This window comes from Kaistella sp. SH40-3 (assembly GCF_030686865.1).
Classification (GTDB): Bacteria; Bacteroidota; Bacteroidia; order Flavobacteriales; family Weeksellaceae; genus Kaistella.
Genome location: NZ_JAQYUS010000003.1, coordinates 1 through 22,323, shown reverse-complemented (window position 1 = coordinate 22,323; position 22,323 = coordinate 1). Strand labels below are relative to the sequence as shown.

Genomic DNA, 22,323 nt, shown 5'->3' with positions numbered 1-22,323 from the left:
TTTATTAGTGTAAAGACGTTTATTAAAATATATAAAGTATAAAAAAATGACAGGTTATTATGTAATTATTGGGCTTTCGATGCTTGTGAGTTGGTTGGTTTCAGTCAGATTAAAAGCGAAATTCGAGCATTATTCGCAAGTACATTTGCGAAACGGAATGTCGGGTAAAGAAGTCGCAGAAAAAATGTTGAGAGATAATGGTATTAATGATGTTCAGGTAATTTCAGTTCCAGGTCAGTTGACCGATCACTATAATCCAGCAAACAAAACAGTTAATTTATCAGAAGGAGTTTATATGCAAAGAAATGCTGCGGCTGCTGCGGTTGCAGCTCATGAATGTGGACATGCGGTTCAACATGCCCGCGGATATGCAATGTTGCAATTGCGTTCAAAATTAGTTCCCGTGGTGAATATCAGTTCTCGCTTAATGCAGTTTGTTTTAATTGGAGGTATCGTATTAATGGGGGCAACCAGAACTTTCGAAAATCCAAATGGTAATACTACTGTTCTGGCAATTGGTGTTGCGATGTTTGCAATGACGACTCTTTTCGCTTTTGTCACTTTACCAGTAGAATATGACGCAAGTAACCGCGCTATGAAATGGTTAAAGGATACAGGAACAGTTACAGCAGAAGAATATGTTGGTGTAAAAGATTCATTAACTTGGGCGGCCAGAACGTATGTGGTTGCGGCTTTGGGTTCATTAGCACAACTTCTTTATTGGGCTTCTATGTTAATGGGAAGACGCGATTAAAAAAAGCCAGGTATAAAGTAAAAAGAACCAAGTTCAGTTTGAACGATTTATTGATTACGATGGAGGTTTAATCCTCTCAATCGAAAAATTCAAAAGAAATATTTTGCATCTCAGACAATTGCTCTGAGATGTTTTCTTTTTCAGAGGTTTTCAGTTTTGCTAAAATCGTGCATTTTTCCTCAGTTCTAAAATCGATAATTTTCGCGCCGAATCTATTAAACAAGGTGAAAATTACATTCTGTTGATTAAAATAAAAATGAATTTCCAACTCAGATTGTAATTCTTTGGTGATAATTTCGCACTGTTCTAAAGTGAATTTTGCGGTTTCTTTATATGTTTTTACCAGTCCCGAAACGCCTAATTTCGTACCACCGTAATATCGAACAACGATGACTAAAATTTGCGTAACGTTGTTTGCGAGCAATTGATTGTAAATTGGTAAACCAGCACTTCCAGAAGGTTCTCCGTCATCATTAGCACGGTAATTTTCACCCGTGATTCCTAAGCGAAAAGCATAACAATGATGGGTCGCTTTTGGGTGGTCATCTTTCACTTTTCCCAAAGCATCTTTCACTTCTTTTTCATTTTCTACAGGATAGGCAAAGCCGATGAATTTGCTTCCTTTTTCTTTCAGAAGAATATTTTCGACAGGAGATTTTATGGTGTCAAATGAAAACTCCATAATTAAGGATTTGTATAGAACTCAATAGTATTGTCTCGAAATTCTTTCGTTTCGATTTTTTCAGCATTCAGTTTCGGGGCTTTGGTTCCGTTGAGTAATTGTAAATTTTCATTTTTAATGATGATCGCTTCATCCCAAAGTTTAGAATCAATGAACTGTTGCAAAGTAAAACTTCCACCTTCAATAATAACTGATTGAATCTGGAGTTCAAATAATTTTTGCATTAAAGTTTTTAAGAAATTTTCTTTTTCTATTTTAATGAATTTGATAGTTCCTTCAATGGTTTCTTTAACAGAATTGAAAATAATCGTTTCCGTTTCATTATTATATAAATTGAAAGTTGCAGGAACTTTTAAATCAAAATCAATTAGAATTCTGACCGGATTTCGACCCACAATTTCCCGCGTGGTCAAACTTGGATTATCAATTAAAGCGGTTTTTGTTCCAACCAAAATAGCATGTTCCTGACATCTTAATTCATGTACGAATTGCTTGGTCAAAGGATTTCCAATTTGCGTTGGTTCATAATCTTTATCTAGAAATCCATCACCTGATTCTGCCCATTTCAAAATAATAAAAGGCCTTTTCTTTTGGTGAAAAGTAAAAAATCTTTTGTTTATTTCCTGACATTCTTTTTCTAAGATTCCAGAAACAACTTCTATTCTTGCGTTTTCTATAATCTGTTTCCCTTTCCCATTGACTTTATCGTGTGAGTCTAATGTTCCGATGACCACTTTTTCAAAACCGATTTGCACGATTTTATTTGCACAAGGCGGAGTTTTGCCAAAATGAGCACAGGGTTCCAGCGAAACATAAATCGTAGATTCCTTCAGTAATTCAGGATTTTTCACACTGTTAATCGCGTTGATTTCGGCGTGATTTTCTCCTGCTTTTTTGTGAAAGCCCTCACCAATAATTACATCGTTATGAACAATAACACAACCCACCAAAGGATTTGGATAGGTTTTGCCTAAAGCTTTTTGTGCCAGGTCAAGGCAGCGTTGCATGTAAGTTTCGTGGTTCATTTGAATTAAAAAACACTCAACAAATTGCCGAGTGTTTTATTTTTTATAATTATAAATTAATTGGTAACGGCAACTTTAATCTCTGGAATTTTGAATTCAATCATGGTTGTAAGCAAATGATCTCTTTGTCTTGCCAATGATTTTGCGGAGGATTTTAAATCACCATACATTCTTTTTGAATGGGCTAAAATCAAGAAACTTTTTGCAGTACCGGTATTGTAATTTTTGAAACGGTAAACATTATATTCTACAAAAGAATCTCCTTTTTCAGGACTTTCAGATATAAAATAATCCACGATATATTCTGAACCGTCGGGACTTTCAATAACGTTTACTTTCGCAAATTTATCAGTTTTTGCTCTTTGTTGAATTCCTTCCACTTTTTGACGAACCGCCAATTCCATTTCTATTTCTTTATTGAAAAAAGAGAAATCTAAAAGTTGTACAAAATCTTCAATTCTTTCATCGGCTGGCAAGTATTGCTGGCGAAAAAGCGTTTTCGACATTGGTTTGCTCCATGATAAAAAATATTCTGTACCGTCATATTCAATCGGACCGGGAATTGATAACAAATCCGGAACGTTGTCCTGCGCTTTAACAAAAGATAAAGTGCTTATGAATAGGAGAAGGAATATTTTTTTAAACATCATTTATTGATTTTCGCCAATGAGGATACTGTGCAAACTGTGTTTCATGCTTTCGAGTTGTGATTTTTTATCATCGATTTTCTCGTACGTTTCTCTAAGCAATGGATTTTCACGAGAAGGATTGCTAAAGAATCCAAGGTTGTTTTCCATTTTCACGATTTCAGCCTCGAGATCAGCAATCTGATTTTTAATTTTTCTCGCTTTATCAGTGACTTGATTTTCAGAAAGTCCTTCTTCTCTCAAGTCGTATTCATGAATTTTGTTCAGTTTCAGTTTATCCCGAAGTACTTTATTAAACTCCGTATTAATGGTAATTTTTTCTCTCGGAACTTTACCGATATTATTCCATTTTGTTTTGATCTTCTCGATTTTTTCAACGCTTCCTTCTTCGTTACCGATTTCTTTCAATTCTTCAAGAAGTTGTTTTTTATTCTTAAAGTTTTCTTTCCAGTTATCGTTTGCAGTATTGTTTTTCTCTCTGTAATTATTGAAAAAAGTATTGCAAGCTTCTCGGAAATCATCCCAAACTTTATTGGTCATACTTCTTGGTACGTGTCCAATTTTTTTCCAGTCTTCCTGTAATTTTTTAAATAATGGAACCGTGATTTCCCACTCTTCAGACATCATATTGTCTTTGGCTGTTTTGATCAGATTCAATTTTTCGTCCAGGTTTGTTTGTTGCGAATTCTTTAAGCCTTTATAGAATTCATTTTTCTTAACATTAAAATTACGAAGATGTTCTTTGAATTCGTTCCAGTTTTGATTAGAAACTTTTCTTGGTACATTTCCGAGTTTTAAAAACTCCGTACGCAATCCTTCCACTTTTTTAATGGCGTTTTGCCAGTAATTATGATTGCTTTCTTTGGCATCAACAACCATTTTTTTAATCTCCTCGATAATTTCATTCTTGCGAATCAAATTTTCGTTTTGTTCTTTTTCGATTTGCTCGGTCAGTTCAGACTTTCTATCGTGAATTTTATTGGAGATTTCTTTGAATTCGTCCCAAGTTTTTTCTCTGAATTCTTCAGCCACTGGTTCCGCTTCTTCTTTCCAAAGTTTATGCAAATATTGCAACTCATTCAATGCTTTTTGCACAGAAGGTTCCGTTTGTAATACTTTGGCTCTTTCTATAATATGCTGTCTCTTTTCTAAATTATGTGCAAATTCCTGCTCCATATATTCTTTGTTCAAATCAAGCATTTGATAGAATTGATTTAAATGATGGAAGTAGTTGTTATTCAGTAATTTAAATTCAGATTTAGCAACTTGTCCGGCGTTTTTCCAGTCCTCTTTAATCTCTCGAATTGCTTTGAAAAGATTGGTTCCAGGTTCGGTATTGGTATAAAGATTTTTAAGATTATCAATAATATTCTGACGATGCTCTAAGTTTTTATGGTGATTTTCTTCAAGCTTTTTGTGGTATTCATCGTTCTTTTCACGATAAATGTTCAGGATGCCAGAAAGTTTGGCTTGCGAAGGATGTTGATGGGTAAAAAGTTCCACCGGATTTTCTGCCGCTACGAATTCATTTTTTAGATCTTCGGTTTGATCATGGATCAAATGATTTGCTGCTTCTTTCAGTTGATTGAATTTTCTGAAATGTGCGCCAGCGTCTTCTTTATTTAAAATGGCCTCCATTTCGCTTAAGACTTCATTTAACGATAGGTTGTTCACACTTTCTAACTCCTCTTCATGATGTTCTTCCTCTTCTTTTTCTGCTGGTTTCTCTGAAACAATTTTTTTAGATTCTGTTTTAGAAACCTCATCAACTTTTACCTTAGGTTCTTCAGAAGGCTGTTCTTCAACAATTGGTGCATCGTCTGTCGGAGTTTCTTCTACGTTTTCAGTTTCCTGGGGCTCTTCTATAACCGGATCTACTGGAGTTTCTTCCTTTGATGCAGTTGGGTTTTCAGAGGGTGTTTCGTTTAGAATTTCCTGTTTGATAGGTTCTTTCTCGTGGTTCTCAGAAAGTGAATCTTCTGTAATCATAGCAGTCTTTTTATTAAGTTTTTTTTGGTGGTTTATTTTCACATATAAACCGTGCACTAAATTAACTTATTTTTTTTGAACATTCCAAATTTCCCAGGCTTTTTCTGCTTGTTGTTCAAGCATATAAAAACCATTCGCTGTTTTTGCTTCATTTTCAGCCGCCCTCTTTAGGAATAATGTATATTCTGGATTGTAAATAAGATCGATAACCAAATGTTTCGAAGTCAAACCAGAAAACGGAAAATGCAGGCAGTTATCAACATTTGGAAAGGTCCCAACTGGCGTGCACTGAACAATCAATGGATTTTTTCGTACGATATCTTCGGTAAGGTTTTCGAAATTCAAATCTCCACTTCTGGTTACGGTTTGAAATGAGATTCCGTGTTTTTCTAAAATATATTTTACTGCTTTTGCCGCACCGCCATTTCCTAATATTAAGGCGGATTGATGATGGTTTTTTTTATGGAGTAAAAGCGTTTTCTCAAAACCAAAAGCATCGGTGTTAAAACCTTTCTTTATATTGTCTTTAATGAGAATCGTATTTACTGCTCCAATTTTTTCGGCTTCGTCACTCAACTCATCCAGGTAGGGAATTATTTTTTCTTTAAAAGGAATGGTTACGTTAAGACCGTTAATATTGGGATCGTTGAAAATTTGTTCCACTTCAGCAATATCCTGCAGATCAAAAATATCGTAAGTGTTTTTTTTTAGAAATAGTTTTTTAAACTTATTTTCGAAATAATTTTTAGAAAAAGAATAGGAAATATTTTTCCCGATGAGTCCTAATTTGAGGTGTTGATCCATGGTTCAAAATTAAACAAAGATATATTAGTAATGAGGTTTGAGTGTATTTTATTTTTAAAATTTAGTGCCACATTTTGGGCATTCACATTCTTTGATTTTATCCTTTTCTAACCTGTTAATAAATGCAGAACTAATGATCCCTGTAGGTAAAGCAAGAACCCCAATTCCGATAATGGCAATCACGGAACTTAATAGTTTTCCTAAAGGAGTAATCGGATAAATGTCACCATAACCAACAGTTGTTAGCGTTGCGACTGACCACCAAAGCGATTGTCCAATGTTTTCAAATTTGTCTGGTTGTGCGTCATTTTCAACATAAAACATTAAGGTAGATGATAAGATCAGTAGGATAAAGGCGACAAATAAAGTGAGTGATAATTCTGATCTTGAATCTTTCAGAACGCTCATAATGGTTTGTAAAGATTTAGACAATCTACCAAGTTTGAATATTCTAAGCAAACGGAATAACCGCAGAATTCGTAAAACGCGCAAGTCAAATGGAAAGAATAATGGAAGATAAAATGGTAGAATTGCAATTAAATCGATTAAACCATAAGTTGATAAACTGAATCTTAACCTCTTAGAAAAACCTGTTCCTTTTTCAAAATGTAATTCTGCAGTCCACAATCTTAAGACGTATTCGATTGAAAATATAATCACTGAAAAAATTTCGAAGAGTTCAAAAAACACCTTAAACTCCGTAAAAATTTCTTTATAAGAAGCGAGAAGTAGGGAGAATACATTTAAAATAATTAAAGTGTAAATAAACTTTTGAAACCAAGAATCTTCATTAATGAAGTCGTAAACCTCTTTCTTTAACATTTGTAATGAGTTTTTAAAGACTAATATCAGTTTTGCAAATATGAATATTTCTTAATAAAAAAAAGACTGATGAAAACCATCAGTCTTAAAAAAGTATTTAAAAGATTTTTATTGAATTATGAATTTTGCAGTTTGCTGATTTGCTTTCAAAATATAAACTCCTTTTGGTAAAGTTTTGAGCATGATCTTATTGCTGTTTTTGAAAGGCTGAGAAATACTTTGAACCATTTTTCCGCTGTAATCAAAAATCTGAACGGTGGTTATTTTATTTAAATCTTTACCGTTGATATTCAATTCCCCATTTTTCACTGGGTTTGGATAAATCGTTAAGTTAGATTTCGGAACTGTATTTTCCCCTGTTGCTAATCCTGCGTAACAAGTCCATTTCAAATCGTCAATTACAATTCTCGTGTTTGCGCTTTGGTTCGCAAGGGAGATTTCTACATTTCCTGCAATATTAATATTAGGAATGGTTGTGGTTGTAACAGTTCCTTCTGTTCCAGTTGATTCTGTGTAAGAAACGGTTCCTACAATTACATCATTTACCAAAACATTTAATTTTCCTGCGGAACCTTTAAATTTTTGTTGAACAGTAACCGTAAGGCTTCCGATACCGTTTGGAGCAGATAGTGCAGTTAATGATCCATTTCTAATCATCAATGCTTTTCCATTAAGGGTTTGGTCTGTTCTGGAATCTTCTGAAGTCCAGGAAATACCATTGCTCGTCCAGTTATACGTGGAGTAAGAAGTTGTTCCTGTTGGGATTGAATCGAAATTCTCATCACCACAATTTAAACCAATGTTATTGGTTGTGGCTGTAACCGTATTACTTGGTCCAGAAACATTTCCACCTGCATCTTTTGCTACTACATAAATTGAATACGTTGTTGCAGGATCTAAATTAGAAACATTGGATGTTGTAGTATTGGTCGAACCCATTAACTGGTTGTTCACATAAATATTATAAGAATCTACACCAATATTATCTGTAGCGGCAGTCCATTGAATTTCAATATTATTGGTGCCAATCGAGGTCACGCTTAAATTAGTTGGGTTGGTTGGAGCCTCATTATCAGTTAATGTCGTTCCTGAAACAGTGTTGCTTGGATTTGAAACATTTCCCGCAGCATCAGCAGCAACTACATAAAAACTATAAGCTGTGCCTTGTAATAAACCTGATACAGTCGCAGTTGTGGTAGGCGAGTTGCTATGGAATACGCCATTTACAAATATTTTGTAATACGTTACGGCGATATTATCTGTTGACGCAGTCCAAGATAAATTTGCTGAAGCAGTTGAAGTAGAGTTTAAGACCAAATTGGTTGGGGTAGAAGGTGCTTCTGTATCAACAACCTGAGTTCCCCAAATTGCAGCAACCCATTCTGGATGATCGATAAAAGGGTTTCTGTTTTTTTGGAAAACGAACGAGGCATTATTTCTTACAATTTCTGCTGGCGAAACTGGATCTTGTGCAGCCCAAGTTAAGAGTATATTTTTTTCCCATTCTGTTAAACCTGGATATGCGGTGTTTCCTAACATTCCTCCTGAAGAAAATCCTGAAAGTCTGCTTTCATATCGGGTTACAAAATAGAAAACCATTCTTGCGATATCCCCTTTAAATTCATCAATCGGTTCACAAACAGTTCCCGTATAACCAGGGGTAGTATTTGGACCAACTTTAGTTCCGTTTTTTGATAAAAATGCTGGATTTGAAACCATTCCAAAAGGGTAGTTGCTACGCATTCCATTTACTTTTCCGTCGGTTGGACGGATAAAATGAACGTCTGAAACCATTGGTGCTTTTGAACCAAAAAAACTTTGTGGAATTACATGTTCTCTATTATAACAATCACCTTCGTTTTTGTAATTTCCACATTTTTTAATTCCATGTTTGTAATTGTAAGGATCGCTGCCATTCGGGTTTTCCGAATACATGTCTAAAACAGAACCATCATTTTCATAAAAACTATCGCTGTCTGTGGTAGGATAAGCATCATAAAGGCCATCATAGCCTTTGTCCTGTGCTCCAGCTGAAATAATTGTGCTGAGTCTTGTTTTTAAAGCGGCACCGGTTAAACCAGTTGTGCCATCGTAATAATTGGCAGGAACTTGGGCTAGTGTTAGTGAAAACAAAAAGCCAAGCAATAAAGTAGTGATCTTTTTCATATTCTTATTTAAATTGGGAGGGTAAAGTTAGATAAAATTTCTTCAATTAAAAGTATAGCGGTATGATAAGTGTTAGGTTAAAAAGAAAAAGAAAATTCATTTATATCGATTAACAGACTGATGAGAATCATTTTTTAAAAATAATAAACCGGCACATTATAGATAATTGCCGGCTTGTATTTAAAAGATTTTTGAATTAATCAACGATGAATTTTACAGATTGATTATTGGCTTTCAAAATATAAACTCCTTTGGTTTGATCTTTAAGAATAATCTTCTTTGAATTTTTAAAATTCTGATTTACGGTTTGAATTAATTTTCCATCCATTGAATAAATCTGAATATTTGAAACCTCTTCTAAACCATAACCTGAAACATGCAATTGTCCGTTTCTTACCGGATTAGGATATACTGAAAGTGTTTTCTTAAGGGAGGAAACCTCAGTCGTGGAAAGAGTAGAAGTCCAAATCATACCCACCCATTCTGGATGATCGATGAAAGGGTTTCTGTTTCCCTGTCTTGCGTAGACCGCGTTGTTTCTGTCAATCTCTTTTTGAGAAACAGGATCTTGTGCAGCCCACTTTAATAATAAGTTAATATACCATTGTTTATAGCCTCTGTTAACAGTTCCGTCTAATGGATTTTCAGCACTGTGAAAAGGTTCAAATGAAGTCAGTTTATCTTGGTATCTGGTAATAAAGTAAAGGTGCATTCTTGCGAAATCTCCTTTAAATTCATCAATCGGTTCGAAGATCGTTCCGTTGTATCCCGGGAAATTAGAAGTTCCGATTTTAGTACCATTGCTGGAAGTCCAAGTTGGTGTCGCAGTTTCTCCATAAGGGAAATTCCCACGTCTGCTGTTAACGTAATAATCAGAAGGCACTACAAAGTGACCATCATTTGCCATAGGGACCGCATCTTTTCCGCCAAAGTAACTTTTTGGTAAAGAGTGTTCTCTGTTATAACAGAAACCTTCGTTGTTTTGGTTGGCAGATCCACATTGGTTTCCACCATCAGCAGAGGAACCGATGATATAGTCATACGCATCTGGACCCGCTGGTCTTTCAGAATACATATCCAGTAGGGTTCCGTTGTTTTCGTAATATTTATCAACATCTGACGTCGCGTAAGTCACCCACAATCCGCCGTAACCTAAATCCTGTGACCCATCGGTAGTGATCGTGCTTAATTTTGTTTTTAAGTCATATCCAGTTAAGCCGTCTGTTCCAGCATAATATCCAGTCGGAATTTGTGCTAGCGAAGTCCCTGCGATGGTAAGTGCAAGAAAAAAAGTAAATAATGTTTTCATAATCATAAAATAATTGAGGGGGCAAAGTTAAAGAAAAATACCTGCTCAAAAATTATTCTTCTGAACTTATTAGATTAAGATTATTTAATGAAAATCAGGAGAAATTTAATTTTAACAACCATTAAAGTTGAAAAATTAATAATTAATAAATCTAAAAAAAAACCGGCTACTTTAAAGAAAGTGCCGGTTTGATTGGTCGTGATTCAAAGATTATTCAACAATGAATTTAATAGATTGCGTTTCTGTTTTCAAAATGTAAACTCCTTTCGGTACATTATTTAAAATGATTTTGTTGGCAGTTTTAAAATTTTGTTTTACTGTTTGAATTAATTTTCCTTCCATGGAAAAAATCTGAAAGGTTGAAAGATCTTCTAAACCATAGCCCGCAAGAAACAGTTGACCATTTCTAACCGGATTCGGATAAATCGAAACCGTTTTTTTGAAACTGGAAACTTCCGCATTTGAAAGAGTAGAACTCCAAATCATATTTACCCATTCTGGATGATCGATAAACGGATTTCTGTTTTTCTGTCTGGCATAAATCGCATTGTTGCGGTCGATTTCCTTCTGAGAAACTGGATCCTGATTTGCCCACTTCAATAATAAATTAATGTACCATTGTTTAAAACCACGATCCGTAGAGCCATCAATCGGATTGCTTGCCGGATAAAACCGATCGAAATTCTGTAACTTGTCCTGATACATTGTCACAAAGTAAAAATGCATTCTGGCAAAATCTCCTTTAAATTCGTCAATAGGTTCGAATACCGTTCCGTAATATCCCGGGAAACTGCAGCCGCCAACTTTACTTCCGTTTTTAGAAGTCCAATTGGGAGAATCGGTTTCTCCGTAAGGATAATTAGAACGTTGTTGATTTACGAAATAATCGGTGGGAATTACAAAATGAGCATCATTCGCCATCGGTGCAGCATTGCCAAAAAAGGATTTGGGTAAACTGTGTTCTCTATTGTAACAAGCTCCTTCTACAGTGAAGTCAACAGTTGAGCATTGGTTTCCGCCCGCATAAACTTGTCCCAGTTTGTATTCGTAGGCATCTGGTCCTGTGGGGTTTTCAGAATACATATCCAGAACAGTTCCATTATTTTCATAATAATGATCAACATCAGAAGTGAAATAGGTCGTCCATAATCCACCGGTTCCGCTGCCGTATCCTAAATCGAGTGCGCCACTGCTGATGATTTCATAAAGTTTGGATTTTAAAACATAACCAGTTTTACCTTCCGTGCCGTTATAGTAACCCGCAGGAATTTGAGCAACTGTAAAACTAAAAATAGGTAAGGCAAGTAAAAAAGTAAAGAATTTTTTCATTTGGACATTTTTTAAAGTAAACTGAAAAAAGATTCCTTAATTTAAAAATAGGAATCAAAGATTTCAGCGTTCAAAATTAATTATTATAAACTGAAGTTTAGTCCGCTTTGAAATGACTTTTGTTAACCTTTGAAAAAAGGCGTGCCACTACAATTCCAAAAACCCCGGCAGTTGCACTTACGATAAGATAATTCATTGGGATGATTCGAACTGGGAAAGCCAAATCCGTGTTTGAACCTGCTTTAAAAAAACCTGTGTTAATCTGAATATAACACATTATCGTTCCCACAATCAAGCCACATATAATTCCAAAGAAAACAATTAAAATACCGGTATAGAAATAAATATTACGTAAAGATTTCAAATTCATTCCCAAAGAAATAAGCGATTTTGCCTGCTCTTTTTTATCGAGTTGTAAAATAATTATGGCACCTGCAAGATTAAAAGTAGTGATGCAAATAACTAACGCAAAAATCAAATAAATGAAGAGTTTTTCGGTATTGATCATTTTCCAGAAAGCCGCATTTTCTTCTTTCTTGGTTTTTAAATCGTAGTCTTTGCCCAGTAATTTTGAAAGGTCGGCTTTTACCAGATCAGCATTTTCAGGGTTTTTCAGTTTAATGACGATTTGATAGGCAGCATTTTTGGGTAAGTTCAAAAGTTCCTGCGCTAATTCAAGCGGCGAAATAATGGTATTGTCGAGTTGATCATTTCCGGGGAAAACTCCGGAGACAAATATTTCCCTGGTGGTAAAAATATCTTCTTCTTTGCTGATCATTCCTGTGCCGGGTTTGGGCATCAGAATCGTGGCGTAATTTGCACCTTCCCCAACCGGAATCGCCAATCGGTTGTCCAGTTTATTTTCCATTAAAACTTCATTCGAATATTTAAAACTCGGATAAGTACCGTAGAAAATATTTTTGTTAATGGGATTAACGAAGATGTAAGCAGAATCAACTCCTCGTAAATTAGCAATATCCCCATTTTCCCGAAAACGGATATAGGCTTTCTCCTCAATCACTTTTGAAAAATGCGCAACCTCTTGATTCGCACCGATAATTTTGGTGGCTTTAACAATATTCGGCAGTGTTTTCCCCTCTTTACTTTTTACAGTAATATCAGCATGAAGATTCGCAATCAAATCCTGATTCAAATCCTCCAGACCCGAGAAAACGGAAATAATAATAAACATTGCCGCTACCGCAACCAACATCGCCAAGGCAGCCAGCCACGTAATAAAAGTGACCGCAGTACTTCCTTTTCGAGCCAGGAGATAGCGCGTTGCGATATAAAAAGAGGTGTTTTTCAAAAGAAAATAAAGGATTATAAAAGGTTAAAGAATCGGGTTGTCACCTTCACCTCTTAATTCTTTTTCAATTTTTTCCACGTCGTCCAAAGTGGTGTCCAGATAAAAATTCAATTCCGGAATAATCCGAACCTGTTTCCCCATTTTCTGACCAAGGAAGTTTCTGTATTGGGTTTTATTCACCAATATTTCCTTCATAATCGACTGGCGATATTCTGGCGGAAAAATGCTCAGATATATTTTTGCAATGCTTAAATCAGCCGTTACCTTCACATCAGAAACGGAGATTAAAAAAGTTTGTTTGCTTTCCGACGCTTGTTTGCGGAAATATTCAGCGAAATCTTCCTGTATAATTTGGGCGACTTTTCTTTGTCTGTTACTTTCGTTCATGGCGCAAATTTACTACTTTTGTTTGAATTATTTTGGGCGTGCCCATTTTTTACAGCACCAATAAAGCCAACACAAAAAATGGTCGGTCTACGTGCAGTCGCTTTTTTCCGCCAGCGCCAAACCAGCCACAGAAAAAGAGCTCCAACAATGCACTCCGCCCTCACGCAAACCCCGTCTAAAAATTCATTCATGTATAAATAGAAACTAAGAACCAAAAAACTAGTAATCCATAAACTAAAGTTCTACTTTTATCAACTATCAACTATCAACTATCAACCATTAACTAATACCCACCACCTAACACCTAAAAATAATGAAAATTGAACATCTCGGTATCGCCGTAAAATCTTTAAAAACTTCCGATGATTTATTCGCCAGATTATTAGGCAAAGAAAACTACAAACAAGAATCTGTAGAAAGAGAAGGCGTCACCACTTCATTCTACGAACTAGGCGAATCCAAAATCGAATTGCTCAAAGCTACCAATCCAGAAAGTCCAATCGCAAAATTTCTGGACAAACGCGGCGAAGGAATTCACCACATCGCTTTTGGGGTCGAAAATATTTATGCAGAAATCGAGCGATTAAAAGCTGCCGGATTCATCTTTATTTCCGAAGAACCCAAAGACGGTGCCGATAATAAACTCATCGTTTTCCTCCACCCGAAATCTACGAACGGAATTTTAATCGAATTGTGTCAGGAGAAACCTGCGGTTTAAGAGCCAATTTCCTTTTTGAGTTTACGTCTTTGCGTCGTTAGAAGTTTAATCAAAAAATTCGAATTGTAAAAGAATTTTTTGCGTCTTTGCGTTTAAAAAAAATCTTTCACTTAGTTAACATCTCAATTTTCTCAGGAAAAACCTCAAATAAATTTTGTTTTTTTATAAAAAACGCTATTTTTGCAAACCAATTGAGACGGTATTTCTTCGGAAATAAAGTTAGGCCCTATAACTCAGCTGGTTAGAGTAGCTGACTCATAATCAGCAAGTCCCTGGTTCGAGCCCAGGTGGGGCCACAACATTGGAAATCAAGCACTTACAGCGATGTAGGTGCTTTTTTTATGGGTTCAAATTTCTCTTAGGTACAACATAGGTACAACAAATTCACTTTTTCAAAGATAATTTTTATTTCATTTAATTGCAAATAGTTGTATTTTTAGACCGTAATATGGAGAAATTTTTGACAAAAATTAATTCGCGAATTCTTGATTTAAAATATCAGGGCATATCTGCTTGGACTTTTTTACTAAAGTCAAAAGTTACTTTGGCGATAATTTTAGTTGTGATGATTGCCGTCTTAACCTATCTTAATTACCTCTTTTACGAAATATTATTTAAGCCTCTCTGGATTATTTTTCTATTAACGACAATTTTTATTTTAGTCACTGTTTTACTTCCGGGCTTTCTTTTAGTTGGTGGAACAGACATTTATAAGAATATGAGGGATCTTAAAGATAAACCCAAACAGAATAATAATCAATTGTTTGATAAGGTCGAAACTTTTGATTCAGTCAAAAGTAAAGAATGTATTAAGGTCAATAAAATCACTGACTCTGTGGAAATCATAGAAAAGTCTAAAATGACCGATAATGAAATTTTTCAAATTGACGATAAGTATGATGTTGATTTTAAAATAACCGATGCAGCGGAAATCAATGTTGCTGTATATCGTCCAGCTAGTGATGAATCAATTAAGGTTTTATTTGAGCATTTGAAGGATAAGAATTTTTTTGATACTACTTTAATTAGAGAGAAGCTTCATTTGCAAAATATAGAAACTGAACACGTATTTAAATTTGAATATTTTAAGGAATTTATAAATGATATAAGAAGTAATGGGGAAACAACAAACCATCTTTATTTATTTGCCGATCAAAAAACTGTTGGGTTTTTAATATTTGAAGCTTTCAAACCAATTTTGAAACGTGATGTATCTAAAATTTCAGAGTACTTTTATTATTATCAAATTAAGAACGGCTTTAAACCGATCAATTATGATTCTATAATTTCGCCCAGTAAAAGAAGTATACATCTTCAAACTCATAAATTTCTCCCTACATTTCTCTCAAAGTTCCGATCTGATTTGTAAAAGTTCTGATTTGAATTATAAAAGTTCTGCAACATAACTATCGTACCTTTCATCGGCTTTCACACTAATACATTTGTGGTATTAAAATTTTTATTATGACCACAATCGAAATCAAAATGCAACTTCACGAGATAAAAACTCTCGTTGAGCAAGGCGCGCTAAATGCTAAAGAAGTGTGGACTTCTTCTGACTTGATTAAGTATACTGGGATGAGTTACTCTAAGCTCACCAAACTTACGTCTTCTGGAGCAATTCCATTCTATAAACCTACTAATGGTAGCCTTTACTTTAAAAAATCTGAAATTATAAACTGGATCACAGAACACAAGATTTTTTCCGATCAGGAGGCGGATGCTTTCATTATAAACCATAAGAAAAAATAAAGCCCAACTATAGCAGTAGTCAGGCTTCAATTTATTGTTTCACTTGGAAGTGAAGTACAAATATAGTAATTATTTGTTTCTACTTCCCAAATACCTAATCTTTTATGGAGGAAGATAAAACGCTGTATCAAACTGGTACAGTAGGCAAAACTATATTTGATCGAACGCTGAAATATCTAAATGCTAAGTATTCTTTGAGATTTAATACCATATCGCTGGAGTTCGAAATTAAACGTACTTCAGATAAAAAGTGGTCTGATCTCAACTTGAATTCGTTGTTTATAGAACTCGCTCAATCTGGAATTGATATTCCAGTCAATAAATTAGAAATCCTGGTGAGAAGCCATCTGATTGACCAATATAATCCCATTTCGGAATATTTTGAAAGTCTGGAACAGTGGGACGGAGAAGATCATATAAAAAACCTTTGTAGTTACGTAAAAACCAATAATGATAATGCTTTTCTGTATCACATGGAGAAGTGGTTTACGAGAGCGGTTTTATGTGCTTTAGAAAAAGAAAAAATAAATAAACATTGTTTAGTCCTCGCCAATACGATTCAAAATAGCGGAAAATCAACCTATTTAAGATTTTTCATTCCCAGAAAATTAATGAATTATCTCTCGGAAGATATCGGATTGGATAAAGACAGCAGAATTAAACTGTGTAAAAATTTGATTATCAATTTAGATGAACTCTCGATTTTAGCCAAAGCAGATATCAATTCATTGAAAGCATTTATCTCAAAAACCCATATCAACGAAAGGCTTCCCTATGCACGTAAAGCGGAGTATTTGGAGCGTATTTGCAGTTTCGTGGGTTCTACTAACAAAACGGATTTTCTAACCGATGAATCGGGGAGTGTGCGTTGGATTATTTTTGAAGTGATCGAGAAAATCAACTTCAATTATTCAATGGAAATCGATATTGATAAAGTTTGGTCACAAGCATACTTCAATGCTTTTAAAAGAAAGGGTTTTAATCCGGAACTGACTTTAGCAGATATTTCCGAAAACGAAAAGCGGAACGAGCGATTTACGCAGATGACTTTAGAACAGGAAATGATCAACAAGTTTTATGAACCATCCGATAATCTGGAAGAATTCAAGACTGCGACCGAAGTGATGATAGATTTGAGCACGCAGGGAATTCGATTAAATCATTTAAAAATCGGGAGAGCATTATCATCTTTCAAATTTCCCAGAGTAAAACATCCGCAAAGACAAATCTATGGTTACCTAATTCGGTTGAAAACCACAGATTAATTTTAAAAATAGAAAATAAACTACCTACTTACCTAACGGTTTTAAATCATTCTATATCAGATTGTTATAAAGGTAAGTAGAATTAAATAAAGTTACCTAAAGTTACCTATTTAAAGAAATTGGGTAAGTAGGTAAATCAAGGTAAGCATGAAAAACGCCTTTAATTAATTGATTAACAGTCACTTGGTAAGTAGGTAGGTAGTTTAGCAAAAAACATAGAAGAAATATACAACTATTATGAATTGTTCAGAAGCAAAGAATATATCAATCAAAGCAGTATTGGAAAGTTTTTCTTTTTTCCCGAGTAAAGAAAATTCCCGAACCGCATTTTATTTTGCACTTGACCGCGAAGAGAAAACTCCAAGTTTATCAGTCGATTTTATTAAGAATACGGCGTTTGATTTTGGTACTGGAAAAAGTTATGATAGCATCTCAATTGTTCAAGCAGTGAAAAAGTGTTCAGTAAGCGATGCATTAAAATATTTGGAACAATTTAATTTTTCCTTTCAAAAGCAAAATCTAAAATTAGAAAACCTTCCAAAAGGTTATGAAATAATTGACGTCAAAGAAATTCAGCATCCTGCTTTAATACATTATTTAAAAAGCCGAAATGTTGAAGATCAAAAAAAATGGGTTGAAGAAATTCATTATCGGATGAACGATAAAAATTATTTCGGGATCGGTTTCAAAAATGATTCTGGTGGATATGAAATTAGGAATGCTTATTCAAAAATTTGTCTGGACAAAAAAGATATTACATCGATAAAAAACGATTCTAAAGATGTAAGAATTTTCGAAGGCTTCTTTGACTTTCTCTCCTTTAAAAAAGTAGAAAATTATCTGGAAAAAGAAACTTCTGATTATATCATTTTGAATTCCGTTTCGATGATTCATAAAATTAAAAACGAGATCGGAAATTATAAAAACATTGAACTTTATTTTGATAACGACGAAGCCGGAACTCGAGCCGTTGAAATTATTAAAAATGATCTAAAAAACGCAGAAGATTGTCGGGTTTTGTATTCTGATTTTAAGGACTTGAATGATTGGCTGCTCCAGAATAATCCTACAGAAGAAAGGCAAGTAAAATATAGAAGAAGGTGATTAAAATAAAAGCATATAGAAATGATTTCAAAAAATTCTAAAAGGTTTTTGCCTGTGTTCTTTTTACGCAGGTGCAACCTGAAACAACGTGCGTAAAATAGATTCAGGTGAAATATGGTAGGATGCTAGTGCAAAAAGTACCCAATGTTTACAAAAAGCGCGTGCTGCTTTTTCGTAAAAATGGGAGTTTTTGATTTCTTCCTATCGTCAGAAATACAATTAGATTAAAAATTAATAAAAGATGAAAGCAGATAATTTGAAAAATTTTATAGATAAAATGGCTCAAGAAAATGAGCGAAAAATGAATGCTGAAAAAAGAAAAAAACACTTCCAAGAAATTGGACGAAAAGGAGGTTTAAGGAAAAAATCTGAACAGCAATTATCTAAAGTAATTTCGTTTCGATTGAAGGATTTTGAATATGAAGATAGCCAGAAAAAAGCGAAAGAATTTAATCTGAAATTATCGTCCTATTCAAGAATGGTTCACCTGCAAAAAGAACTAAAAGTGAATGAATTTGAAATCGATAAAACACTGTTAAATTACGGAAATAATTTTGCCAGGATCACTAATCTTTTGCGAAATAGAGAATGGAATATGTTCCAAAATAAGAAGCGAATTTTGATGGAAATCCAAGAAGTTATTGACCTTATCCGTCAATATTTATATTCAAGAATGAATGATAAAAATAAAGAATGAATAATTCAGCAACAACCAGAATAATTTCTAAAATCGCTTTGGAATACAACGGAAACGACAAAGGAATGGCGGAACTTGCGGCAGTAAATTTTCTTTTGAGCAGCAATCCAGAAGATCAATTTCACGAAATGAAAATCGTCGCCGACCGGAATTCTAATGTTGAAAAATGGGCATTAACCGGATATATTTCTCCACCGGAAGAAATTGGGAAATCTCTTTCCGATGAAGAATTGACGGACATTGCGATTGAAGCATTAAAGAAAGTTGGAGTTACGGACTTAAATCAATTTCGTTTGGATATTCATAATAGCACAAAACAGAAACACATTCATTTTGTGGTGAATAGAATGAACATTCATGGGAAATGTACAGTAAAATCACGCAAAATAGGAGAGAGGTTTGGTGAAGCAGTCCGACAAATTTGCCAGGAACGAAATCTTAAAACCGATGTTGAAATTGGAATTGAGAAAAAAGCCGAAATGTTGAAAAACCTCACAGAATCTTTGCGAACATCCAATAATTTTGAAGAATTAATTTCAAAAATGAAAGCAAAAGGTTTTGATGTGCAACTTTCTTCCAATGTCAAAGATGGTATTTCTGGAATGCGAATCATTCTGGAGAAAGATAAGAATCCTTATACAGAACGACAATACAAAGCAGGTTACACGCTTTCTCAAATTTCAAATAAATTGAGAATTTCGGAAATAAAATTGCTTTTTGAGGTTAAACAAACGGTTCGGAAAAATCTACAAAATGCTACTAGCTTGAATGATCTCAGACAAAAATTGCAGCAAGATGGCTTTAAAATGAGAGTTCAATACAAAGGAGAATTTAAACCAAATCAGAAGAAAGAAATTCAGGATATTTGGATCAATAAAGTTGGACGCTCTCAAACAGGTCCACAAAAAGACGGGTTCTTTTTTAAAAACTATCAGGGTTTTTCTCTTTCGACAATTGATAATGTTTTTGGTAGTTTACTGAAGCCTGTATTTGCGCCTTCGGAAATAAGAAATAGAGAAGACGATTTTACTACTACTGTAAAATCAACAACGATAGATAGTTTACAAGAAATTGCTAGTGAAGCAATAGAAGATTTCCTGAAGCCTAATTATGTTTCGCAGCAGGAAGATGAGTGGTGGAGGAAGAAGAAAAAATCTCGGCGATGATTTAGAATAACGATTAGTTAAAATTTCTAAAAGTCATATTTACATATGCAGATAAATATCAAATTATGTGATGTCATATCATTCAATAGATTCTTTTTCTTTCAAATATATTTAGAACTAACTGCTTTTTTTTGTTAAAAGGTAGAGTTTTAACGAATTAAAGAGGTTGAAAAAAGAAATTAAATTGATTTGTCAACCGGGAGTTTATAAAAAATAAAAAGGATTTCTTAAAACTGATAAAAATTAAGGTTTTCTTTTTTCATTCTTATGTGGTTAAATAACAGATTGTTACTGCTTAATCACACTTCTCTTTTCAGTTATTGTTTTCGAAATAAAGAGAAAATGGTCGTATACCCCGATTTTCGTATTACTATTTATTGTACTTTTTCTCCATTGAAAAACCAATTTATGAAAAAACTTTACATTGGGGTGTTATTTCTTTTCGCCATACTCTCGGTTTCCGCACAAGAAACCAAAACCTTGTGGCAAAAAGATATAAAATCTTCTACTCAGGATTTTCTCACCCAACTTTCCATCACTATTGATGGGCAATACCTTGTTTCGGGAAGTTCGATACAACCTTCCAAAATATCTTCGGTAAGTTCTGACGGATCAGCTAATCAGAATAACGGTTATGATTTTCATGTCATGAAACTTAATCAGCAAGGTCAGCAAGTTTGGGAAAAATATTTTTCAGGAAACCGACATGATTATTTAGCTGCAACTACTGCGACCAAAGAAGGTGGTTTTTTGCTTGCCGGGACTTCTTATTCCACTTTGGGAATCGATAAGAAAGAAAAGTCGTTTGGGAGATCGGATATTTGGATCATTAAAATTGATGAAAATGGAGAAGAAGAATGGCAGAAAACCATCGGCACTCAGTATGGAGACGAAGCCCGATCGGTTATACAGACCTTGGATTTAGGTTATGTTGTTGCTGGAAATACCAATCTGTCCTCACAAGGGTTTGGAGGAACGGATGTACTGCTTTCTAAACTCGACAAAAACGGAAAATTAATCTACCAAAAAGTGTTGGGTGGTAGTGATAGAGATGAAGTGGAAAAAGTGATTCCAACCAAAGACGGCGGATGCTTGATAGGAATCTATTCGTACAGCGGAACCTATAACGGAAAGAAAAAACAAACCATTAGTTCACAAATCCTTCAAAAACCTTCCAATTCACAAAACAATCCCAAAAATCCTGATCAACCAAAACCGGTTGATGTTGATTTTTACGGAAAACAGACTGAGAATTACGGTGTAGGCGACTATTGGATCGTAAAACTAGATCGATCGGGAAAAGTGGAATGGGAACAGAATTTCGGTGGCAAAAACGATGATCACTTGCGACAACTCTCTTTTACTGAAGACGGATATGTGATTGGAGGAGAAAGTCGTTCAGAATCATCCGGGAACAAAAGACCTTCTTTGAAAGAAGGAACCGATTTGTGGCTCATTGCACTGAATGAAGACGGAAGTGAAAAGGCGCAATACTCCTATAATTTTGGTAATCGCGACATCCTGATGAGCATGGATGCGATTAAGGACAAAGAAAATAAAACCAAAGGCTTTTTAGTTGGCGGTTATACCCAGGCAGAAGAAAAGATACAAACCGATGATGGAAAATTCTGGATGCTGTATATTAATAATGAAGGGAAAGAAGAATGGCGCAAACATGTAGAGGGCAAATCTAAAAAGAAAGAGGAACGCTTAGTATCTGCTAAATTACAGAACGATGGAACTTTTCTTTTGGCTGGAACAAGTGCCGAAGAACTGGGACAAGAGAACTGGAAGATCTTGAAATTGGGTGATAAAGATTTGGATAATCTCATTGAAAAACAAGACATAAGGATTTACCCAAATCCTGTGGAGGATTATTGTTATGTGGAGATTGGGTTTGAATTTAATGGCGAAGCTGAGATTGCGCTGCATGATATGACAGGAAGAGTAATTCAAAATATAAAAACGAAAAATAGCGTGACGAAAATGAATACAAGTGCTTTACCCCAGGGAGTGTATGTGGTGAGTGCGAAGACGGAAAAGAAAGTTGTGAATAGTAAAATTGTGAAGAAATGATGAGAAAATTATGTATTATTATATTAATGCTATGTCAAAGTGTTTGGTCGGATTGTCAAATAAATGGAAGTGAAAATTCAGTTCAAAATATATTTCCAACTGCAGTAACTGCTGAAACATATGGAATATCCAAAATAGGACAGAATTCAATTGATTTATTTAGAGGAAAGGTTAATGTTTCTATCCCTTTGTATACTATAAAAGTTGATAACTTAACTATTCCTTTATCTGTTTCATATAATACAGGAGGTATAAAATTAAATGAAGTCGCTACTAGTGTAGGATTAGGGTGGTCATTAAATATCCCTGGTTATATCAATCA

Annotated in this window: 21 protein-coding genes and 1 tRNA gene; 11 read left to right on the top strand and 11 right to left on the bottom strand. The window is 34.5% G+C overall.

Going from position 1 to position 22,323, the window contains the following annotated elements:
- Positions 1 to 46: 46 nt before the first annotated feature.
- Positions 47 to 754, top strand: coding sequence for a zinc metallopeptidase (locus PUH65_RS05990; RefSeq protein WP_305518922.1), 708 nt, complete (start codon positions 47 to 49; stop codon positions 752 to 754).
- 76 nt (positions 755 to 830) lie between these two features.
- Here PUH65_RS05990 and PUH65_RS05985 read toward each other — a convergent pair whose 3' ends face one another.
- From PUH65_RS05985 to rbfA, 11 genes are all read right to left on the bottom strand, one after another.
- Positions 831 to 1,436 (bottom strand): YigZ family protein, encoded by a 606-nt coding sequence (locus PUH65_RS05985; protein ID WP_305518921.1) that lies wholly within the window; start codon positions 1,434 to 1,436, stop codon positions 831 to 833.
- A gap of 2 nt (positions 1,437 to 1,438) precedes the next feature.
- A complete protein-coding gene (gene ribD, locus PUH65_RS05980; protein WP_305518920.1) occupies positions 1,439 to 2,461 on the bottom strand; it encodes a bifunctional diaminohydroxyphosphoribosylaminopyrimidine deaminase/5-amino-6-(5-phosphoribosylamino)uracil reductase RibD in 1,023 nt (340 codons plus the stop codon).
- 56 nt (positions 2,462 to 2,517) lie between these two features.
- On the bottom strand, positions 2,518 to 3,111 hold the full coding sequence (locus tag PUH65_RS05975) for a hypothetical protein (protein ID WP_305518919.1): 594 nt from the start codon (positions 3,109 to 3,111) through the stop codon (positions 2,518 to 2,520).
- Positions 3,112 to 5,097 carry a DUF349 domain-containing protein gene (locus PUH65_RS05970; protein ID WP_305518918.1) on the bottom strand — a complete coding sequence of 662 codons (1,986 nt, stop codon included), beginning with the start codon at positions 5,095 to 5,097 and terminating at the stop codon, positions 3,112 to 3,114. It lies immediately after the preceding gene.
- A 66-nt stretch (positions 5,098 to 5,163) separates the two neighbouring features.
- Entirely contained in the window at positions 5,164 to 5,901 is a 738-nt protein-coding gene (locus PUH65_RS05965; RefSeq protein WP_305518917.1) for a shikimate dehydrogenase, read from the bottom strand.
- A gap of 54 nt (positions 5,902 to 5,955) precedes the next feature.
- Entirely contained in the window at positions 5,956 to 6,723 is a 768-nt protein-coding gene (locus PUH65_RS05960; protein WP_305518916.1) for an ion transporter, read from the bottom strand.
- A 108-nt stretch (positions 6,724 to 6,831) separates the two neighbouring features.
- Complete coding sequence (locus tag PUH65_RS05955) at positions 6,832 to 8,889, bottom strand: endonuclease (protein WP_305518915.1); 2,058 nt, start codon at positions 8,887 to 8,889, stop codon at positions 6,832 to 6,834.
- Between the two features lie 196 nt (positions 8,890 to 9,085).
- Positions 9,086 to 10,198 carry an endonuclease gene (locus tag PUH65_RS05950; protein WP_305518914.1) on the bottom strand — a complete coding sequence of 371 codons (1,113 nt, stop codon included), beginning with the start codon at positions 10,196 to 10,198 and terminating at the stop codon, positions 9,086 to 9,088.
- Between the two features lie 210 nt (positions 10,199 to 10,408).
- A complete protein-coding gene (locus PUH65_RS05945) occupies positions 10,409 to 11,527 on the bottom strand; it encodes an endonuclease (protein WP_305518913.1) in 1,119 nt (372 codons plus the stop codon).
- 97 nt (positions 11,528 to 11,624) lie between these two features.
- Positions 11,625 to 12,836, bottom strand: coding sequence for an ABC transporter permease (locus PUH65_RS05940; RefSeq protein ID WP_305518912.1), 1,212 nt, complete (start codon positions 12,834 to 12,836; stop codon positions 11,625 to 11,627).
- A 24-nt stretch (positions 12,837 to 12,860) separates the two neighbouring features.
- Positions 12,861 to 13,223, bottom strand: coding sequence for a 30S ribosome-binding factor RbfA (gene rbfA / locus PUH65_RS05935; protein ID WP_305518911.1), 363 nt, complete (start codon positions 13,221 to 13,223; stop codon positions 12,861 to 12,863).
- Positions 13,224 to 13,536: 313 nt separating this feature from the next.
- On the opposite strand from rbfA, the gene mce reads away from it, so the two are divergent.
- The 10 genes from mce to PUH65_RS05885 form a co-directional block, all read left to right on the top strand.
- Positions 13,537 to 13,941: a methylmalonyl-CoA epimerase gene (mce, locus tag PUH65_RS05930; protein ID WP_305518909.1), complete on the top strand. Its 405-nt coding sequence runs from the start codon at positions 13,537 to 13,539 to the stop codon at positions 13,939 to 13,941.
- 222 nt (positions 13,942 to 14,163) lie between these two features.
- Positions 14,164 to 14,237, top strand: a tRNA-Ile gene (locus tag PUH65_RS05925).
- 152 nt (positions 14,238 to 14,389) lie between these two features.
- Positions 14,390 to 15,310 carry a hypothetical protein gene (locus PUH65_RS05920; protein WP_305518907.1) on the top strand — a complete coding sequence of 307 codons (921 nt, stop codon included), beginning with the start codon at positions 14,390 to 14,392 and terminating at the stop codon, positions 15,308 to 15,310.
- 95 nt (positions 15,311 to 15,405) lie between these two features.
- Entirely contained in the window at positions 15,406 to 15,693 is a 288-nt protein-coding gene (locus PUH65_RS05915) for an AlpA family transcriptional regulator (protein WP_290217318.1), read from the top strand.
- 104 nt (positions 15,694 to 15,797) lie between these two features.
- Positions 15,798 to 16,958, top strand: coding sequence for a VapE domain-containing protein (locus PUH65_RS05910; RefSeq protein ID WP_305518904.1), 1,161 nt, complete (start codon positions 15,798 to 15,800; stop codon positions 16,956 to 16,958).
- A 237-nt stretch (positions 16,959 to 17,195) separates the two neighbouring features.
- Positions 17,196 to 18,062: a toprim domain-containing protein gene (locus PUH65_RS05905; RefSeq protein WP_290217327.1), complete on the top strand. Its 867-nt coding sequence runs from the start codon at positions 17,196 to 17,198 to the stop codon at positions 18,060 to 18,062.
- A gap of 241 nt (positions 18,063 to 18,303) precedes the next feature.
- Positions 18,304 to 18,759 carry a special sigma factor gene (locus PUH65_RS05900; protein ID WP_290217328.1) on the top strand — a complete coding sequence of 152 codons (456 nt, stop codon included), beginning with the start codon at positions 18,304 to 18,306 and terminating at the stop codon, positions 18,757 to 18,759.
- Positions 18,756 to 19,925 (top strand): relaxase/mobilization nuclease domain-containing protein, encoded by a 1,170-nt coding sequence (locus PUH65_RS05895; RefSeq protein ID WP_290217329.1) that lies wholly within the window; start codon positions 18,756 to 18,758, stop codon positions 19,923 to 19,925. Before PUH65_RS05900 ends, PUH65_RS05895 begins: the two co-directional genes overlap by 4 nt.
- A gap of 408 nt (positions 19,926 to 20,333) precedes the next feature.
- Positions 20,334 to 22,001, top strand: a complete 1,668-nt coding sequence (locus PUH65_RS05890; RefSeq protein WP_290217330.1) for a T9SS type A sorting domain-containing protein — start codon at positions 20,334 to 20,336, stop codon at positions 21,999 to 22,001.
- The coding region (locus tag PUH65_RS05885) for a hypothetical protein (protein WP_305518900.1) at positions 21,998 to 22,323 on the top strand (326 nt) is incomplete at its 3' end. The genes PUH65_RS05890 and PUH65_RS05885, both read left to right, overlap by 4 nt.

Bases quoted from the DNA above. Each gene is read 5' to 3' on its own strand.
- PUH65_RS05915 (WP_290217318.1), top strand. From the start codon at position 15,406: ATGACCACAATCGAAATCAAAATGCAACTTCACGAGATAAAAACTCTC.
- PUH65_RS05945 (WP_305518913.1), bottom strand. From the start codon at position 11,527: ATGAAAAAATTCTTTACTTTTTTACTTGCCTTACCTATTTTTAGTTTT.
- PUH65_RS05965 (WP_305518917.1), bottom strand. From the start codon at position 5,901: ATGGATCAACACCTCAAATTAGGACTCATCGGGAAAAATATTTCCTAT.
- ribD (WP_305518920.1), bottom strand. From the start codon at position 2,461: ATGAACCACGAAACTTACATGCAACGCTGCCTTGACCTGGCACAAAAA.
- PUH65_RS05960 (WP_305518916.1), bottom strand. From the start codon at position 6,723: ATGTTAAAGAAAGAGGTTTACGACTTCATTAATGAAGATTCTTGGTTT.
- PUH65_RS05900 (WP_290217328.1), top strand. From the start codon at position 18,304: ATGAAAGCAGATAATTTGAAAAATTTTATAGATAAAATGGCTCAAGAA.
- PUH65_RS05985 (WP_305518921.1), bottom strand. From the start codon at position 1,436: ATGGAGTTTTCATTTGACACCATAAAATCTCCTGTCGAAAATATTCTT.
- PUH65_RS05955 (WP_305518915.1), bottom strand. From the start codon at position 8,889: ATGAAAAAGATCACTACTTTATTGCTTGGCTTTTTGTTTTCACTAACA.
- PUH65_RS05910 (WP_305518904.1), top strand. From the start codon at position 15,798: ATGGAGGAAGATAAAACGCTGTATCAAACTGGTACAGTAGGCAAAACT.
- PUH65_RS05905 (WP_290217327.1), top strand. From the start codon at position 17,196: ATGAATTGTTCAGAAGCAAAGAATATATCAATCAAAGCAGTATTGGAA.
- PUH65_RS05975 (WP_305518919.1), bottom strand. From the start codon at position 3,111: ATGATGTTTAAAAAAATATTCCTTCTCCTATTCATAAGCACTTTATCT.
- PUH65_RS05895 (WP_290217329.1), top strand. From the start codon at position 18,756: ATGAATAATTCAGCAACAACCAGAATAATTTCTAAAATCGCTTTGGAA.
- PUH65_RS05990 (WP_305518922.1), top strand. From the start codon at position 47: ATGACAGGTTATTATGTAATTATTGGGCTTTCGATGCTTGTGAGTTGG.
- PUH65_RS05920 (WP_305518907.1), top strand. From the start codon at position 14,390: ATGGAGAAATTTTTGACAAAAATTAATTCGCGAATTCTTGATTTAAAA.
- rbfA (WP_305518911.1), bottom strand. From the start codon at position 13,223: ATGAACGAAAGTAACAGACAAAGAAAAGTCGCCCAAATTATACAGGAA.
- PUH65_RS05890 (WP_290217330.1), top strand. From the start codon at position 20,334: ATGAAAAAACTTTACATTGGGGTGTTATTTCTTTTCGCCATACTCTCG.
- mce (WP_305518909.1), top strand. From the start codon at position 13,537: ATGAAAATTGAACATCTCGGTATCGCCGTAAAATCTTTAAAAACTTCC.
- PUH65_RS05970 (WP_305518918.1), bottom strand. From the start codon at position 5,097: ATGATTACAGAAGATTCACTTTCTGAGAACCACGAGAAAGAACCTATC.
- PUH65_RS05950 (WP_305518914.1), bottom strand. From the start codon at position 10,198: ATGAAAACATTATTTACTTTTTTTCTTGCACTTACCATCGCAGGGACT.